General features: G+C 43.8%; 14 protein-coding genes and 1 other RNA gene. 11 read left to right on the top strand and 4 right to left on the bottom strand.

Annotated features, from left to right (window positions below; translation table 11 throughout):
• Positions 1–7 precede the first annotated feature (7 nt).
• Together CGSMWGV1500E_RS00760 and CGSMWGV1500E_RS00765 are read left to right on the top strand one after the other, a co-directional pair.
• Positions 8–1,060 carry a DnaJ C-terminal domain-containing protein gene (locus CGSMWGV1500E_RS00760; protein ID WP_004129286.1) on the top strand — a complete coding sequence of 351 codons (1,053 nt, stop codon included), beginning with the start codon at positions 8–10 and terminating at the stop codon, positions 1,058–1,060.
• A 44-nt stretch (positions 1,061–1,104) separates the two neighbouring features.
• Entirely contained in the window at positions 1,105–1,701 is a 597-nt protein-coding gene (locus CGSMWGV1500E_RS00765) for a heat shock protein transcriptional repressor HspR (protein WP_004129285.1), read from the top strand.
• Here CGSMWGV1500E_RS00765 and CGSMWGV1500E_RS00770 read toward each other — a convergent pair.
• On the bottom strand, positions 1,655–2,428 hold the full coding sequence (locus CGSMWGV1500E_RS00770) for an HAD family hydrolase (protein WP_004129283.1): 774 nt from the start codon (positions 2,426–2,428) through the stop codon (positions 1,655–1,657). The two genes, CGSMWGV1500E_RS00765 and CGSMWGV1500E_RS00770, sit on opposite strands and share 47 nt — an antisense overlap.
• A gap of 28 nt (positions 2,429–2,456) precedes the next feature.
• A complete protein-coding gene (locus CGSMWGV1500E_RS00775) occupies positions 2,457–4,826 on the bottom strand; it encodes a transglycosylase domain-containing protein (RefSeq protein ID WP_004129281.1) in 2,370 nt (789 codons plus the stop codon).
• A 173-nt stretch (positions 4,827–4,999) separates the two neighbouring features.
• On the opposite strand from CGSMWGV1500E_RS00775, the gene CGSMWGV1500E_RS00780 reads away from it, so the two are divergent.
• The 6 genes from CGSMWGV1500E_RS00780 to CGSMWGV1500E_RS00800 all read left to right on the top strand — a co-directional run bounded on the left by CGSMWGV1500E_RS00780 (position 5,000) and on the right by CGSMWGV1500E_RS00800 (position 12,526).
• A complete protein-coding gene (locus CGSMWGV1500E_RS00780; RefSeq protein ID WP_004129278.1) occupies positions 5,000–6,142 on the top strand; it encodes an inositol-3-phosphate synthase in 1,143 nt (380 codons plus the stop codon).
• 88 nt (positions 6,143–6,230) lie between these two features.
• Positions 6,231–6,327, top strand: an RNA gene (gene ffs, locus CGSMWGV1500E_RS06350) — signal recognition particle sRNA small type.
• 61 nt (positions 6,328–6,388) lie between these two features.
• Positions 6,389–7,567 carry a hypothetical protein gene (locus CGSMWGV1500E_RS00785; RefSeq protein ID WP_004129276.1) on the top strand — a complete coding sequence of 393 codons (1,179 nt, stop codon included), beginning with the start codon at positions 6,389–6,391 and terminating at the stop codon, positions 7,565–7,567.
• A gap of 132 nt (positions 7,568–7,699) precedes the next feature.
• Positions 7,700–10,555 carry a type I DNA topoisomerase gene (gene topA / locus CGSMWGV1500E_RS00790; RefSeq protein ID WP_004129275.1) on the top strand — a complete coding sequence of 952 codons (2,856 nt, stop codon included), beginning with the start codon at positions 7,700–7,702 and terminating at the stop codon, positions 10,553–10,555.
• A gap of 63 nt (positions 10,556–10,618) precedes the next feature.
• On the top strand, positions 10,619–11,323 hold the full coding sequence (tmk, locus tag CGSMWGV1500E_RS00795; RefSeq protein WP_004129273.1) for a dTMP kinase: 705 nt from the start codon (positions 10,619–10,621) through the stop codon (positions 11,321–11,323).
• Positions 11,324–11,356: 33 nt separating this feature from the next.
• Positions 11,357–12,526 (top strand): DNA polymerase III subunit delta', encoded by a 1,170-nt coding sequence (locus CGSMWGV1500E_RS00800; protein ID WP_004129271.1) that lies wholly within the window; start codon positions 11,357–11,359, stop codon positions 12,524–12,526.
• Between the two features lie 17 nt (positions 12,527–12,543).
• Here the strand turns inward: CGSMWGV1500E_RS00800 and CGSMWGV1500E_RS00805 are convergent, their stop codons facing one another.
• Both CGSMWGV1500E_RS00805 and CGSMWGV1500E_RS00810 read right to left on the bottom strand, forming a co-directional pair.
• Entirely contained in the window at positions 12,544–13,623 is a 1,080-nt protein-coding gene (locus tag CGSMWGV1500E_RS00805) for a LacI family DNA-binding transcriptional regulator (RefSeq protein ID WP_004129269.1), read from the bottom strand.
• A gap of 109 nt (positions 13,624–13,732) precedes the next feature.
• On the bottom strand, positions 13,733–13,999 hold the full coding sequence (locus tag CGSMWGV1500E_RS00810; protein WP_004129267.1) for an HPr family phosphocarrier protein: 267 nt from the start codon (positions 13,997–13,999) through the stop codon (positions 13,733–13,735).
• Positions 14,000–14,267: 268 nt separating this feature from the next.
• Between CGSMWGV1500E_RS00810 and ptsP the strand changes: the two genes are divergently transcribed.
• From ptsP to CGSMWGV1500E_RS00825, 3 genes are all read left to right on the top strand, one after another.
• Complete coding sequence (ptsP, locus tag CGSMWGV1500E_RS00815) at positions 14,268–15,926, top strand: phosphoenolpyruvate--protein phosphotransferase (protein WP_004129265.1); 1,659 nt, start codon at positions 14,268–14,270, stop codon at positions 15,924–15,926.
• A gap of 66 nt (positions 15,927–15,992) precedes the next feature.
• Positions 15,993–16,442, top strand: coding sequence for a PTS sugar transporter subunit IIA (locus tag CGSMWGV1500E_RS00820; RefSeq protein ID WP_004129264.1), 450 nt, complete (start codon positions 15,993–15,995; stop codon positions 16,440–16,442).
• Positions 16,443–16,503: 61 nt separating this feature from the next.
• Positions 16,504–16,773 (top strand): PTS sugar transporter subunit IIB, encoded by a 270-nt coding sequence (locus CGSMWGV1500E_RS00825; RefSeq protein ID WP_004574742.1) that lies wholly within the window; start codon positions 16,504–16,506, stop codon positions 16,771–16,773.
• Positions 16,774–16,789: the final 16 nt, after the last annotated feature.

The following is a 16,789-nucleotide window of genomic DNA, read 5'->3' as shown; positions in this document are numbered from 1 at the left end:
GGCACAAATGGCTGAAAATGAGTGGTTAGCTAAAGATTTTTATAAAGTTTTAGGTGTCTCCAAAGACGCTGACGAAGCAACGATTACTAAAGCGTATCGTAAGTTAGCGCGTAAGTATCATCCGGATTTGAACAAAACAAAAGAAGCTGAAGAAAAGTTTAAGGACGTTTCTGAAGCTTATGATGTTCTAAAAGATAGCCAAACGCGCCAACGCTACGATGCTATTCGTCAATTTGGTGCAGGAGGTGCTCGTTTTGCCGGTGGCGCTGGGGGAGCAGGCGGATTTGATGCGTCAAGCTTCTCGGATATTTTCTCCATGTTTAACGGCGGTGCAGGAATGGGCGCAATGGGCGGCAACGGCTCGCGCATTCGTTTCGCAAGTAGTGGCGCTGGCCCAAATATGGGTGATATTTTCTCCATGTTTGGCGGTGGGCGTCAAAATTCTGGTGCGTCTGGATTCCAAAGCGCGAATAGTTTTGCTGGCGAGCAGTACGAAAGTGCGCAAAACCAAAATGTGCCTACAAAAGGTGACGATATAACAACAGATATCAAACTCACTTTTAAGCAGGCTTTTAAAGGTGCCACTGTGTCCCTTCGCGCGGCAGGCGAAACTTTTAAAACGCATATTCCAGCCGGAGTAAAAAACGGTCAAAAAATTCGTTTAAAAGGCAAAGGAAAGCCAGGAAGATTTGGCGGTTCTGCAGGAGATTTGTACCTACAAGTTCATGTAGAAGAATCTAATAAATTCACTTTGCGCGCAAACGATTTGGTCGCAACTCTTCCGGTAACTTTGAGCGAAGCTGTGCACGGCGCAAAAGTTACGCTTAATGACGTAGATGGCAATGCTGTGACTTTTAAAGTGCCTGCTGGGTCTTCTAGTGGAGACGAGATTCGTGCTCAAGGCTCCGGTGTGCCAGGTTCCAACGGCGATTTTATTGGTATTGTGCAAATTCGCGTACCAAAGCGCGCAACTATGCTACTTAAGCATGCTGCAAAAGAATTTGATAAGACTGCCGGCGAATCTTACTCGGAAGAAATTAATAATTTGAGACAAAATTAGTGTAAAAATAAATTAAGAAAAGTAAAAGTAAAGGAAGGCGTGCTATGACACCTATAACGCGTGAAACTAAAGCACTGTATGAAATGTGCGCAGTTGCTTTAGTGCGTGGTAGTGCAACGCTTGACGGCGCGGACGAAGTAGGTTTTACAATCGATTTGCCAATATTTACCGTCAGCCATGTAGCGCGCCTTACCAATACTCATCCGCAAACCCTTCGTCAATACGATCGTTTGCGTTTAATCATGCCTCAGCGCACAGAAGGTGGCGCTCGCAGATACTCTTTGCGAGATATAAGCAGAATTGTACAAACGCAGAATTTAAGCCAAAATGAAGGTATCAATTTAGCTGGAATTATGCAAATTCTGGATCTGCAAGAAGAAAATCGACAGCTTAAAAGGCAAGTTCGTCATTTAACAGAAGCTGCAGAGTCTTCAGAACGCAATATTTTTGCCGCAAACGCAGATGGTGACATTGTGGAAATGCAGCGTTCTCGCAATGCTAGGCGCTGGAGACGAGATATTCGCACTGAGCGCCGAGCTTTGCCGTCGTCTTATTCGTCATCAGAGTATGCAAACGCAAGCGATAATAACGCAATTAAAGACGAGAAATCTGTTGTTCTGTGGCGAGCTTGGCGCGTTTAATAACAATATTTTCAAGAGTTTTTGCGCTCACGCCTTCATATCCATTAAGTTCAGCGTGATGCTTACTTTCCTCAATATTTGCGCGCGAAAAACCAGTTTGCGCAACTACAGTAGCTCCAGAATTAACTGCAGCAGTAAGACCAGATAAAGAATCTTCTATGATTACGCAGTGAGCCATTTGCTCAGCGATTTCTTCCGCGCTTCCACAAATACCAACCATTTTCCCAGCAGCCAAATATGGCTCAGCGCTTGGCTTAGGCTTAAAACCATCGTCGCCACAAACGTATCCAGCAAAAGCGCCTTCTGGAGCATGCTTAACAATATTTTCTACTAAGCAGCGCGGAGAATTGCTGACTAAAATAGAAGGAATACCAGCATTTGTGAGGCTTTTAAGAAGATCTAGAACTCCTGGAATCCACGGCACGCACTCAGCTTCACGAGCTGCAACGTAATCGACCATCCCTTTGCCGATTTCTTCTACCGTAAGTTTAGTTCCGGAAGGAATCATTTTATTTGCAACTGTTTCCAAAGAACCGCCAGAACATTTCCAAGCTAAATCTTCATCCCAATATCCGCCGTATTTTTCTACTAAATAAAATTCAGACTCGTGCCAATACGGTTCCGAATCAATAAGCGTGCCATCCATATCCCAAAATACCGCACGCAAAATATTCTTATTTGATTGTGTATTCGTAATTTTTTCTGATTTTTCAGTCTTTTGTTCCACTATTTATGATTCCTTATACTTTCTGTAATTACTGCCCGCTGTGTGGCGTAGAAGCATCTGACTGGCTTTCACCAGTGTTCTCAGATTTCGAATTTCCGTAGTTGTCGCCGTAACTATTACTGTAGTTTCCGCTATTTCCGTAGCTTCCACTATTTGTATAGCTATCCCACGGATTGTCTCCACGATTAATATGGTCAGGGTCTAAATTGTCTGTATCTTTATCCTTGTCTTTATCTTTGTCCTTATTTTTATTTTCTTCATCTTCATCATGAGTGTAAGCATGTCTATCGCCTAAGCCCCACGTGCCGTCCGGCCCACCAATCTTACCAGTATCTTTTACTTCAGGGAATTTAGCAACAGGAGTTCCTGCTACAGCTTGGCGCATGTACCTAGTAAACAAGTGAACAGGGTAGTCGCTTCCTCCAAGATATCCGTGGAACGGTTTAATTACTTGTGGACTGCCATTTGCGTCTGGATTCCAAATTGCAAAAGCCGTAACAATATTTGGCGTAAATCCTACGAAGCTTCCAGCGGTTTCGTCGTTTGCTGTTCCAGATTTACCAGCTACAGGCCTTCCAATTGATCTGGCTTCGGTTGCAGTACCGTGTTGAACTACTCCAACCATTGCTTTTGTTGCTAATGCAGCATCTGTTGGCGAGAAAACTTGCTTTCCAACAGTTGGCGCACGATAAAACTCTTTGCCATCAGGATTCTTTACGCTAGCAACAATATGCAAATCTGGGCGTCTGCCTTGATTGGCAAAAGTTGCGTAAGCGCGCGCAATTTCGCTTACATGTACAGAATCATTACCGAGCACAGTAAACGGGTTTTTACCATTAACTCTCTTAGGACTTAGTCCTGCAGTAACAGCTGTATGCGCAACTTTTTTAGCGCCAAGTTTACTCTGCAAATCCATATAGACCGTATTGACGGAATCTGCAGTTGCTTTATACAAGTTAATCATGCCATAGCTTGCGTTTGCAAAGTTTCCAACAGGTTTTTCAATACCGTCAAACTTGCGCGGCGAATTTCCGTTGAACATTGTGTCAAGACTCGTGCCTGCTTGAATTGCGCCAATTAAAGCAAAAGGCTTCATTGTAGATCCAGGCTCATAAAGTGCTTGAGTTGCGTTATTTAACTGTTTTGTTAAATAGTCGTCGCCTGCATAAACCGAAATAATCGAGCCGTCTTTTGCGTTTACAGAAATTCCGCCAATTTGCAATCCTTGCGGCACAATCCCACGTCCGCCTTGAGAAGGGCTTGCAACATTAAACATTAAATCTTGTTTAGACTTATCAATCGTAGTAATAATACGGTATCCGCCGCTATCGAGATCTTCCTGGCTAAAAGCACCATTCCCAGTCAACTCGTCGCGAACCATGTGCAGTAAGTATCCTTGCGGACCTGCATACATATTTTGCGTAGTTTGTGTAATTGTTTTTGGAATCTTAGCTTTTGCTGCTTGAGAAGCCGTAATATAACCGTCTTTTTTCATAATTTTCAGCACTCGCTTAAAGCGAATGCTGGCTTCTTTAGGGCCGATTGCAGGATCCCAACTACTTGGAGCAGGAATTATGCCCGCCAAAAGAGCTGCCTGAGATAATGTCAGATCTTTAGCTTCTACGCCGAAATAAGCTTTTGCTGCCGCTTGAATACCATAAGCGCCGCGTCCAAGATAAATAGTGTTCATGTAATTGCATAAAACAGTATCTTTATCTTGTGTTTGAGCGATTTTCAAAGCCAAAATAGCTTCGTGAAGTTTACCGAGATACGTTTTAGTTTCGCCAAGATAGTAGCGTTCAGCGTACTGCTGTGTAATGGTAGAGCCGCCCCAGCGACCACGTTTAGTAACGTTATGAATAAGAGCGCGGCCAATTCCCTTAAAATCAATTCCGCCATCTTGGTAGAAGGAGCGGTTTTCTGAAGCAACTATTGCCTGTCCAACGTATTTAGGAAGAACTGAACAATTAATAATCTCACGGTTTTGTTCAGCAAAAGACCCCAACTCTGTTTTTCCATCTGCGTAATAAACCTTGGTTTTATCTGCCATAGCAACTTTGTCAGGAGCAGGTATGTCGGTAGTTGCGTACATATAAGCGAAAATTGCTGCGCCAATTAAAATAGGTACAAAAATTAGTATTAGCGCCCAAAAAATAATAGGATGCCTTCCGCGCCAAGTCTTTCTGCGCTGCTGACGCGTGTATGCGCGTGAGCGTTCTCGTCTTGAGCCACGGTTGCTATTGCCGGAACCTGAAGAATGATATGAGCCGTATGAGCCTTGTCCACGAGGTGGAAGAGAGGCTGGCGTATTCGTATTTTTTTGTGATTGCGACGATACGCTTCTTGTCTCGTTTTTGCGCGAATTAGACGCTCGTCTTCCAGCTTTATTTACAACCATACATTCCACCGTAGCGCTCGGTATTGAATTTTTCACAGAAATTACATGTTTCGGCGTAGAAACGACTGAAAATCTCCCATATTGCACATAATGCTTATGGAAATAGTATTATGAAATGTGTATGAGTGCGGCATAACGTAATGCCGCTGATTTTTTGCAGGCAAGGAGTCTATATGAGCATCCGCGTTGCCATTGCCGGAGTAGGTAATTGCGCTTCGTCGCTGGTTCAGGGCGTTGAATATTACAAAAACGCTGATGACGGTGAGAAAATTCCAGGGTTGATGCACGCTGTTTTTGGACAGTATCGTGTGCGCGATATTGAGTTTGTTGCAGCATTCGATGTTGATTCTTTAAAAGTTGGGCATGATTTAAGCGAAGCAATTGGAGCTTCGCAGAACAATACTATTCGCTTTGCTGACGTGCCAAATTTGGGTGTGGAAGTTATGCGCGGCCCTACTTATGACGGTTTAGGTGATTATTATCGTGAGATGATTGATGAGTCCGAGGCTGAGCCTGTTGACGTAGCTCAAGTTTTGCGAGATAAGCATGTTGATGTGCTTGTTTCTTATTTGCCAGTCGGCTCTGAAGAGGCGGATAAAGCTTATGCAACATTTGCAATGGAAGCTGGTTGCGCTTTTGTAAATTGTTTACCGGTATTTATTGCCTCTGATCCTGAATGGGCGCAGAAGTTCCGCGATGCCGGAGTTCCTATTATTGGTGACGATATTAAAAGCCAGGTGGGTGCAACTATTACTCACCGTGTTATGGCTAGACTTTTTGAAGATCGTGGTGTTCGTTTAGACCGCACCTATCAGCTGAATGTTGGTGGAAACATGGACTTTATGAACATGCTTCAGCGTTCAAGGCTGGAGTCTAAAAAGATTTCTAAGACACGCGCAGTAACTTCAATCGTTCCTCACGAAATGGATGAGCACAATGTTCATATTGGTCCATCCGACTACGTTGCTTGGCTGGATGATCGCAAGTTTGCTTTTGTGCGTTTGGAAGGTACGACTTTTGGTGATGTTCCGCTTAATTTGGAGTACAAGCTTGAGGTTTGGGATTCTCCAAATTCTGCCGGTATTGTTATTGATGCTGTTCGAGCTGCAAAAATCGCTTTGGACCGTAAACTTTCTGGCCCGATTTTGGCTCCAAGCTCCTACTTTATGAAGTCTCCTGCAGTTCAGCATGAAGATAACGAAGCTCGCCAATTAGTTGAGCGCTATATTGCTGGCGAAGTTGAAGCGGATGAGCTGCAGCTTAATGCGGATGTTGAAGAAGCGAAAGAGCGCGGTAAAAGCGTTTGGAGAGCCTAATTTATTGCTAATAGTAGCTATTAGTTTACTTTTAGTTTCTATTACTCATTATTGCCACTCGACATGTAGCGAAAATCGTGTAATATAGTTAGAGCCTCCGCGTGGCACTATGTCACCCAATCCCCCCAGGGCAGAAATGCAGCAAGGGTAAGTGGCCTCTGGTGGGTGCGTGGAGGTTTTATTTTGCCAAAATTTTATTATGCGCAAAACTAGCGCTGTCATAGAGACTGTCGTAAAGTCTAAAGTATGAGCGAAGAATTTACAGGAACAAATGACGGCTTAAATGCCAATAGTTTGAAAGATATTGAAGAGCTTCCAGACTTGCCAGAAGTTAAGGCTTTTTCTGCAGTGCCTAGTAGCGATGAATCTGAAGTAGAGCTATTAGATTCAAAGAAGATTGCGGAAGCTGGGGTAGAAACTGACGCAAAAGCTGGCGTAGAAACTGACGCAAAATCAAAATCAAGTAAAGATTCTTCCTTACAAGAAGACAATGTTGACGAGTTTGATCCGCTTCTTAAGCGCCCGCGTGTTTCAACAATATTATGGTGTGTTGCGCTTGCAGTCATATTTTTAGCTTCTGCAGTTGGTGTTTGGTTTGTGAGCGTGCAAACAATACTCGGCCAAAGCTATGAGGAAATGGTAATTGATGGTTTTGGTTCTAGAGGAATGCCGGCATGGTTATCTACTTGCTTAAAACCGCTTTGCAATTCACTTGTTGTTATTATTCTTGGTGTTGTTATTGCAGCAATTGCTTTAGTTTTAGCTTGTGTTCGAAAACGCTGGTGGCTGCTTGGTCAGTGCGCAGGAATCATTATTTTGGCCGCAGCTGCTGAACCTTTAAAAAAGATTCTTCCTCGACCAATGCTTATTAATATTGAGTATTTGTCGGCAAATTCAGCACCTTCTGGTCATACTCTACTTATTTGTGCGTCTTGTGCTTTGCTTATTTGTACTGTTTCTAGAGTTTGGCGCGCATGGGTTGCTGTTGCAAGCGCTGCAATAACTACTTTGGTGCAACTTTCACTTGTTGCTGGTCACTGGCATAGGTCTTCCGACGTGCTTATTTCATTGCTAATAGTTGCTGCAGTAACTCTTATTGTGCTTGCTTTAACGCGTTGCAGCGGAATGGACATGCCTGCGTATAGAAGATCCTCAATTAGCGTGCAAATTGTAGGAAGTTCTATGATTACTTTGGGTGTTCTTGCTTGCCTTTACGCACTATATTTAATATGGCAAATTTTGCCAGGCGTAGATATTTTTGCACAGTGGGCGGCTAATGTGTCTTATACTGCAACATATTGGCTGACTATTGGTGTATCTTTGCTTGTTTATGGCGTGATTATGGTAATGCGTCATTCTACAGCTTCTCCGCTTGGAAGGCTTGGATTAGTTGGTGCGCCTCCAACGCCACCGTCTGCTGCATGAAAAATGTCTACTCTATCTGCTTTTATCCACCGAGGTGGAATTTAATAGACGTACAGCGTAACTTGCGATACAGTTAGTGCGAAGCATACAGTTAATGCGTGTATGTTTGATTGTGTTAGGAAAGGAGCGAATATGACAGCAGAACATAAGCTAGTCATTGTGGAGTCTCCCACGAAAGCGCGCAAAATTGGCGGGTATTTGGGTAACGGATACACGGTTATGGCGTCGGTGGGGCATATTCGCGACCTCGCTCAACCAAGCCAAGTTCCAGCCTCACGCAAAGCTGCGTTTGGCAAGTTTGGCGTTGATGTTGATCATGGTTTTGCTCCATACTATGTTGTTGGAGCAGATAAAAAGAAAACAGTTGCCGATTTAAAGTCTGCGCTCGCCAAAGCTGACGAGCTGTATTTGGCAACTGATGAGGATCGCGAAGGTGAGGCTATTGCCTGGCATTTGGTTGAAGCTTTGAAACCAAAAGTGCCAGTAAAGCGTATGGTTTTTCACGAGATTACTAAGGATGCTATTCAAGCCTCGCTTAGTAATACTCGAAATGTTGACGACAATATGGTTGATGCGCAAGAAACGCGTCGCGTGCTAGATCGTTTGTATGGTTACGAGCTTTCTCCTGTTTTGTGGAGAAAAGTTGGCCCAGGTCTTTCTGCTGGTCGTGTTCAGTCTGTTGCAACAAGACTTATTGTTGAGCGCGAGCGCGAGCGTATGGCTTTTAGGAAGGCTTCATACTGGGATATTAGTGCTGTTTTGGGCTCTAAAGGTTCTGACGGTAAAATCGTTGATTTTGAAGCGCGAATGAGCGAGCTTTCTGGTCGTCGTTTGGCTAGTTCTAAAGATTTTAATTCAAAAGGTGAGCTTATTGCTGCAAAAGGCGAGTCACAGCTTGCTTTGCATGTAGATTCAGAATTTGCAAACAAACTTGCGCAATCTTTGCAAAAAGCAGATTTCATAGTCAACGCTATGGAAACGAAGCCGTATCATCGTCGTCCTTTGCCGCCTTTTACTACGTCAACTTTGCAACAAACTGCTGGAAACCGCCTGTCGATGAGCTCTCGTCAAACTATGCGAGCGGCGCAATCCTTATACGAAAACGGCTATATTACTTACATGCGTACGGATTCCGTAACGCTTTCTAAAGAGGCTATTGAGGCCGCGCGAAATGCCGCTCGTGCAGCGTTTGGTGATGAATATGTTTCTAAATCTCCTAAGCAGTACGCAACTACGTCTGCGGGAGCGCAGGAAGCTCACGAATGTATTCGCCCTGCTGGAGCACGTTTCTTAAGCCCAGATGAGCTTGCGGATAAATTGCCTGCAGATCAGCTTAAATTGTATACGCTTATTTGGCAGCGAACTCTTGCGTCTCAGATGGAAGACGCTACTGGTTTTACAGCAACAGTTAAGTTAAATGCTTCTGCTGGAGAATATGGTGAGGCTTTGTTCCAAGCTTCTGGAACCGTAATTACTTTTGCTGGTTTTATGAAGGTTTTTGGTGCGTCTTCTGCATCCGATTCAGATAATGATAAAGCTTTGCCGCCAATGCAAGCAGGTGACGTTCTTGCAGCTCAAAACGTTACTGCAGACGGTCACGAAACTCAGCCGCCTGCACGCTACACGGAAGCGTCATTAGTAAAAACGTTGGAAGCTAAGGAAATCGGCCGCCCTTCTACTTATGCAACTATTATTTCCACGATCATTGATCGCGGATACGTGTATGAGCGTGGACGTGCTTTAATTCCTTCGTGGCTTGCGTTTGCTGTAATCAAGCTTTTGGAAGCTAACTTCCCAAAGTATGTTGATTACGCGTTTACCGCGGATATGGAAAATGGTTTGGACAGGATTGCACACGGTGAAGAAACCGGTCGTGACTGGCTAACTAGATTCTATTTTGGTTCTGGAGATGTATCTGCGAAGTCTGCTGAAGAAGCTCATATTGGTTTGCAGCAGCAGGTTGCGGAACTTGGTGAAATTGACGCGCGTGAAATCAACACTATAAATATTGGTGACGGATTGCACGTTCGCGTTGGCCGTTACGGACCTTATTTGGAAGATACTACGCATTTGGACACTGAGGGTAATCCTCGACACGCCTCTCTTCCGGAAACTTTAGCTCCGGATGAGCTTAGCGTGGATGTTGCGCGAGAATTGTTGGATAACAATGCTGAAGGTCCGCGCGTGTTGGGCAAAGATCCTGAAACTGGTGGCACTGTTGAGGTGCGCAATGGTCGTTTTGGACCGTACGTTGCTTTAGTTGACTCTCAGGATAATGAAGATACTAGGTCTTCTAATTCTGGTGCAAAGTCTTCTAAGTCGCGTCCAAAAATGGCGTCTTTGTTTAAGACTATGGATCCTTCAACCTTAACTTTGCAAGATGCTTTGCAGCTTTTGCACTTGCCGCGTTTGGTTGGCGAGTATGAAGAAGTTGATGCTGAAGGTGTGGTGAAACTAGCTTGTATCGAAGCAAATAATGGTCGTTACGGTCCATACTTAACTAAAACATATTCTGCTATAGATATTTCTGCTGGCGAAACTGTGGAATCTAAGCCAGAAACGCGCTCTTTAGCTAGTGAAGACGCTATTTTTACTGTTACTTTGCAAGAAGCAAAAGATTTATTTGCACAACCAAAGTATGGTAAGCGTACTCGTGGTGCTGCTAAGCCTCCTCTTCGTGAGCTTGGTGCGGATCCTGAAACTGGAAAGCCTGTTGTAATTAAAGATGGTTTCTACGGGGCTTATATTACTGATGGCGAAACGAATCGCACTTTGCCAAAGCAGTATACGCCTGAATCAATTGATCCGCAGGATGCATTTGCACTATTGGCTCAAAAGCGCGCAGCTGGACCTGTAAAGCGCAAGAAGAGCGCTGCTAAAAGCACTGCAAAATCTTCTGCAAAGAAGTCTACTGCGAAAAAATCTACAGCAAAGAAAACTTCTGCAAAGAAGACCGCTTCAAAGAAATCTACCGCTAAAAAAGCATAGGAATGAAATCTAAAGATTAAATAAACCTTGCGTATGGAGTCACAAAATATGGAGTCACAAAATATGGCATCTAAGAATGGTGATTTTTCAGGCGGTTGCGCTTGCGGAGGAAACTGTGGTTGCAACAGCGAAGAATATGCTGAAAATAAAGGATTATTTATTTCTTTTGAAGGAATTGACGGCGTTGGTAAAACGACGCAAGTTGAGGCACTGAAAAAGCATTTGCAATCTTTGGGTCGAGAAGTTGTAGTTACTCGCGAGCCGGGTGGAACTGATCTTGGAAAGTCTCTGCGCGAAATATTGTTGCACGGATCTTATGTGTCCTCTAGGACTGAAGCTTTATTGTTCGCAGCAGATCGCGCTCAGCATGTTGCTCAAGTGATTCGTCCAGCGCTTAGCCGTGGAGCAGTAGTAATTACAGATCGTTACATTGATTCTTCTCTTGCTTACCAGGCAGGCGGCCGCGAGCTGACTATGGATGATGTGCGAACTTTAAGCGAGTGGGCAACTGACTCTCTGTGGCCTAATCGCACTTATTTGTTAGACATGCAGCCAGAAGCAGCTTTTGAGCGCTTGCATCGTGAGCAAGATCGAATGGAGTCAGCTGGAATAGATTTCGCACGTCGCACTCGAGAAGCTTTTTTGGATTTAGCACAGGAATCTGCAGATAGGTATCGTGTATTAGACGCAACATGTTCTGCACAATCCTTAGCGGAACTAATTTCTAGCGATGTGAATAATTTAATTGCGCAAATTGAATCTAAATAAAATGCGGCAAATCGAAATTTAGGGGGTGAAGCAGTGAGCGTTTGGGATAATGTAGTTGGTCAAGAGCAGGTGATTAAGCGTTTGCAAAAAGTTGCTTGCGCTGACGCTAGTAAAATAGCCCAATCTTGGCTAATTTGTGGAGCTGCCGGCTTCGGTAGTGTACAAGTTGCGCGCGCTTTTGCTGCTGCTCTCGAAAGTCCGGATTGTTTAGACGCAAATCGAAATATTAATGGGGAAGAAGAGCTTAGTAAAACCGCTAGAGAAGTTTTAGCGGGATCGCATCCGGATGTTCATACGCTTGCAACCGAAGGTATTACTCTCAGTATTGACGATGTTCGTGAAGTTATTGGAATTTCAGAGCAAATGCCTAGTACTGCTCCGTGGCGAATAATAATTGTTGAAGACGTTGACAGAATGTTGGAACGCAGCACAAACGTTCTTCTTAAAGAGATTGAGGAGCCTAGCAATCACACTATTTGGATTCTTTGTGCTTCAAGCGCTAAAGATGTGCTTCCAACAATTCGTTCGCGCACGCAACTTGTGCAGTTAGCCATGCCTGATGAGCAGTCTGTAGCAGAATATCTTATTAAAAAAACGGATGCGGATAATAAGCTAGCAAGTCGCGCAGCTAGACTTTCTCAGGGAAATATAGAAACCGCGTTGATTTACGCAAGCGACGAGCGTGCTTTAAGTAGGCGAGATGAGTTAGTTGCGGGATTGCTTCGTATGCATGATGCTGCTGACGCAATTATGCTTGCTGCAATGCTTATTGCAGACGCAAAAGCTCAAGCAGAAGATGAAGTTCAGCGAAATGTTGAAGCTCAGCAGAAAGAATTTTTAAGAATTAACGGCTTAAAAGAGGGCGATCGTATTGCGCCAAAATTGCGCACAGCTTATAACGCAATTGGTAAAAAAGATGAGGTAAAGCGCAAAGTTACTCGCGTAAGTCGCGACGTATTGGGTCGTTCTTTAGACGCAGTCAACAGCGTGTATCGAGACGTTCTAGTCATACTTAACAATGCGCAGGGTTCTTCGCCAATAATAAATCAAGAATACAAGTCTGCAATTGTGGAACTTGCTAAAAGGCTAACGGTAAAGCAGGCTCTTGATTTTGTTGACAACATTGCTACAGCTCGTAAACGCTTGGCTAGGAACGGTAACGCGACTCTTGTTTTTGAAGCGTTATTCTGCTCTATTTTGTAAAAGTAACGTAGAGTTTGCTATATTCGCCACGGAAGTGACATATCGCTTGTGCCTATTCTCGGTGCGTTAGTTGATTCACGGCGCATAATTTCTGGCCTAAATTCCATGTGTGCTGGAAGCCAATGCTGCTCAGATTTATCTACAGCGGTTAAGCGAATAGCTTCGCGAGCAATCTGCTGGTATGGAGGCCTGATTGAAGAAAGCGTAGGCTCAGATATTTTTGCCTGCCTGCTATCTCCGTAACCTATTACGCGAACATCTTGCGGAACTTTTAAAGAAAGTTCATCTAAAGCCAAAAGAGCTCCCATTGCCACGGCGTCGTTTGCGCAAATAATAGCGTCTGGTTTGCGCGCTTGCTTAGCTGCAGAAGTGGAAAAGAGTCTCATAGTATCCTTAAATCCACGCTGATAAGTAAGCTCGCCAAAAGTCGTCCAATCCGGCTCAGAAAGTAGGCTTAATCGGCTTGCGGCAGTCTGGAAATTAGCGAATAAGTTTGCGCTTTGTGTGGAGTCAACATTTCCGCTTAAATAAGCAATATTGTGCGCGTCGTGGTGTGAAAGATGTATTAAAGCAGCTTCCATCATGGATTCTTGATCCATGCCAACCCAGTTAATGTGGAACGAAGTTGCAGTGCCGCCAATTTGAACAATTGGAAGATTATTTACGTAGTTTTCAAGTATTCTTGTTAAATCAATATTGTTAGACTGTATCACAATAAGACTGTCAACATTGTGTTCAATAAGTTCTTCAATGCGCTCTTCTTGTGTTTCGGCATCTTTGCCTGTTCCAACAAGAAGTATTTTGTCTATTTTCTGAGCTGCCTCGTCAAGGGCGGAAAGCATGTTTACGTTGAACGAATCGTCTACGTTGCTTGTACTTATTACTACGCCGATTGTGTTAGTCGTGTCGCTTCTTAATGCGCTTGCTGCATAATTTACTGAATAATTAAGCTGTTCTGCAGCTTTTCTAACGCGTTTTGCAATATCGTCATCTTTGGCTCGACGACCAGAAAGTACGCGGGATACTGTTGCGATTGAAACTTTTGCGAGCGCCGCTACATGAGTAATGGAGGCATTCTGATTTGTTTGATTTGTCATATGTGCCCCCGAATGAGTGCGGTGCTGTAGCTAATAATAAGCAGCACCGCAAATCGAATATTATAAAGTGAATATTATTTATCTGTTCATTTATTTACTTAACTCTATATTATTCGCCTTTCGTGACTACTTCTACAAGCTTGCTTGCCACATTTTCGGCATCTTCGCCGTCTACTGTAATTGTGATTGAGTCTCCCTTAGTAATACCCAAACCCATAATTGAAAGAATGCTGTTTGCGCTTACTGGAGTTCCTTCGCCTTTGGCGATTGTTACAGTGCAATTTGAGGCTATTGCGGCTTGTGAAAATTCAGATGCTGGGCGAGCGTGAATTCCAACAGGGTCTTCAATGGTAACGGTGCGAGTTGCGACTGACATTTTTTCTCCTTTGAATAAAATTAATAATTTCTACTTTTATCTTACTTTCGTATAAAAGCAAAGTTTTTTTTCTTAAGTTTTTTCTTATTGCTATTTTTAATGTTAAGTGTAACACAATTAACTGAAAAATACAGAAAACGTTTTCACTTGTTGTAACAACGTTTTTAATGGTGTATAGTTTCATTAGTAAGAAACGTTTACCTACAAGAAATGCTTCTGCGGCGTTGCGGCTGTGGTAAAGCGTCTAAACCTAAAGGAGGGTTTAAGTATGGTAATCACTGGTGTTGGTATTGGTCGTTCAATGGCGTCTGGTGAAGTATTGTGTATGGCACCTGCTTTGCGAGAGCCACAAGATGTGGCTCGTCCTACAGAAATATCAGTCGAAGATGCCAAAATTTCGGTACAAAACGCTCTAAATGCAGTAAACAAAGACTTGCAACAGCGCGCGCAAGCTGCTCTTAAAGCAGCGGATGAAGGAACTAAAAAAGCAGCACCAATTATGCAGGCTCTTGCTCAAATGGCGTCGGACCCAGCATTAATAAGTGCGATTGAAGCTGGAATTTCCGCTGGAAAAACAGCTGAACGCGCTACTTGGGAAGGCTTTGCGCAGTTTGAAGATATGTTGCGTAATCTTGGTGGCTATATGGCTGAGCGTGCGGGAGATTTGCACGATGTTGGCCAGCGCGTTATTGCATATTTGCTTGGTGTCGAAGCGCCTGGAGTGCCAGAAAGCGATTCTCCTTTTGTGTTGGTTGCTAGGGATCTTTCTCCTGCCGATACTGCTTCGCTTGATTTAAGCAAGGTTCAGGCAATTGTTACAATCGACGGCGGCCCTACTAGTCACACTGCTATTCTTGCTCGCGCTCGCGGAATTGTTGCTGTTGTTGGAGCGCACGATGCTTGCCAACTAAATAATCATCAAATGGTTGTAGTTGATGCTGCTCGCGGACGTGTTATAAGCGACCCTAGCGAAGAAGAAATTGAGCATGTTAAAGAGTCTCGTGAGCGCTTAAGTCGTGCTCGTGAATTGCGCGGATTGCCTGGAAGTACTAAAGATGGTCATTTGATTCCGCTTTTGGCAAATGTTGGCAAGCCATCGGATGCTCAAGTTGCGCATGAATATGGTGCTGAAGGTGTCGGCTTGTTCCGCACAGAATTTCTGTTTATCGGTAACGAGCAGCCTCCTAGTGTAGAAGAGCAAACAGAAGCCTACACGAAGCTGCTATCTCAATTTGATGGCAAAAAAGTTGTTATTCGTCTGCTTGACGCTGGGGCAGATAAGCCGTTGCCATTCCTGACTCCGGAAGATGAACCAAATCCTGCTCTAGGTCTTCGTGGTTTGCGTACTTTAAGGCAGCATATGGATGTTTTAGACGGACAGTTGCAGGCCTTGGCTCGCGCTGATGCTGTAACTAATGCTGATTTGTGGGTAATGGCTCCAATGGTTTCAGACGAGCATGAAGCAGCGTATTTTGTAAAGCTTGGTAAATCTAAAGGTCTTAAGAAGGTTGGCGTTATGGCTGAAGTTCCTTCTATTGCTTTGGTTGCCGAAGAAGTTGCTCAAGTTGCTGATTTTGTTTCTATTGGAACGAATGATTTGACGCAATACACTCTTGCGGCTGATCGAACGCTTGGATCTGTTTCTAATTACCAAACTGCTTGGCATCCTGCTGTGTTGCGTGCAATTAAAATGATTGCGGACGCTGGTAACGCTCATGGTATGCCAGTTGGAGTTTGTGGAGAAGCTGCGGCGGATCCAGACTTGGCGGTTGTTCTTACTGGTCTTGGTATCAACTCGCTTTCTATGACTCCAGTTGCTTTGGACGATGTTCGTGCAGAACTTGCTCAGACTACATTTGATGAAGCAAAAGTTAAAGCTCAAGAGGCTTTATCTGGAAAGTTCTACCGTTCGATAATGCAGGAATAATCAAAATTTAATAATTACAAAATTTAAAAAATAGTAAAAATTAAAAATAATCAGAAAAGAGAAAATATGAGCGCTGATATTGACGAGCTTCTTCCGGACGCTGCAGTTAATCTTGATATTGCGGCTAAGGATTGGCGCGATGCGATTCGTCTTGCGGGCGATGCTTTGCGAGAAGCTGGCTTTACCACTGACGAATACACGGATCAAATGATTGAAACCGTTGAGAAAATGGGGCCATATATTGTTATTGCTCCAGGCTTGGCTTTGGCTCATTCAAGGCCATCTGCAGCGGTTCTTAAAAGCGGTTTAAGCTGGGTTCGTTTAAGCACGCCTGTTGAATTTGGCAATGCTGCTAACGATCCGGTTTCTTTAGTTATTGGTCTTGCAGGTCACGATGAAAGCGAGCATATTGGGGTTATGGCCGCAGTTGCTGCAGCTTTGTCTAATCCTGTAAAAACTAAGGAACTTGCGCAAGCAAAAAATGCTGAAGAAATTCGCGCGATTCTTAAAAGTTAGATATTAAATCATAAAGTAATTTTGTAAAATTAAAAATGATCACTCAATGAAAGAGGCTATTATGAATATTCTGTGCGTATGCGGAAACGGCATTGGCACGTCTGTACTGCTCAAAATCAATGTTGAGGCTGCAGCAGCAGACCTTGGTCTTGATGTTACGGTTACTACTTCCGATGCTGGAAGTGCAAAAGGTACCGCTAATATGAACGACCTCGTTCTCACATCTCCTCAGCTTGCTCCAGAGCTTGAGGGCACTACCACTCCTGTGGAAACAATTGAAAATTTCATGGATGTTGAAGAGGTGAAGAGCATACTTGAGCGTTACGTATAGTAATTACTCATAGTAT

The sequence above is a fragment of the Gardnerella vaginalis 1500E genome, assembly GCF_000263595.1.
Classification (GTDB): domain Bacteria; phylum Actinomycetota; class Actinomycetes; order Actinomycetales; family Bifidobacteriaceae; genus Bifidobacterium; species Bifidobacterium vaginale_E.
The sequence above is the reverse complement of the archived record's forward strand: the minus strand, read 5'-3'. Positions and strand labels throughout refer to the sequence as shown.

What these genes read in the sequence shown, in the direction of transcription:
- CGSMWGV1500E_RS00760 (WP_004129286.1), top strand. Translation starts at nt 8, where the DNA reads ATGGCTGAAAATGAGTGGTTAGCTAAAGATTTTTATAAAGTTTTAGGT.
- CGSMWGV1500E_RS00765 (WP_004129285.1), top strand. Translation starts at nt 1,105, where the DNA reads ATGACACCTATAACGCGTGAAACTAAAGCACTGTATGAAATGTGCGCA.
- CGSMWGV1500E_RS00775 (WP_004129281.1), bottom strand. Translation starts at nt 4,826, where the DNA reads ATGGTTGTAAATAAAGCTGGAAGACGAGCGTCTAATTCGCGCAAAAAC.
- CGSMWGV1500E_RS00780 (WP_004129278.1), top strand. Translation starts at nt 5,000, where the DNA reads ATGAGCATCCGCGTTGCCATTGCCGGAGTAGGTAATTGCGCTTCGTCG.
- CGSMWGV1500E_RS00785 (WP_004129276.1), top strand. Translation starts at nt 6,389, where the DNA reads ATGAGCGAAGAATTTACAGGAACAAATGACGGCTTAAATGCCAATAGT.
- topA (WP_004129275.1), top strand. Translation starts at nt 7,700, where the DNA reads ATGACAGCAGAACATAAGCTAGTCATTGTGGAGTCTCCCACGAAAGCG.
- tmk (WP_004129273.1), top strand. Translation starts at nt 10,619, where the DNA reads ATGGCATCTAAGAATGGTGATTTTTCAGGCGGTTGCGCTTGCGGAGGA.
- CGSMWGV1500E_RS00805 (WP_004129269.1), bottom strand. Translation starts at nt 13,623, where the DNA reads ATGACAAATCAAACAAATCAGAATGCCTCCATTACTCATGTAGCGGCG.
- CGSMWGV1500E_RS00810 (WP_004129267.1), bottom strand. Translation starts at nt 13,999, where the DNA reads ATGTCAGTCGCAACTCGCACCGTTACCATTGAAGACCCTGTTGGAATT.
- ptsP (WP_004129265.1), top strand. Translation starts at nt 14,268, where the DNA reads ATGGTAATCACTGGTGTTGGTATTGGTCGTTCAATGGCGTCTGGTGAA.
- CGSMWGV1500E_RS00820 (WP_004129264.1), top strand. Translation starts at nt 15,993, where the DNA reads ATGAGCGCTGATATTGACGAGCTTCTTCCGGACGCTGCAGTTAATCTT.
- CGSMWGV1500E_RS00825 (WP_004574742.1), top strand. Translation starts at nt 16,504, where the DNA reads ATGAATATTCTGTGCGTATGCGGAAACGGCATTGGCACGTCTGTACTG.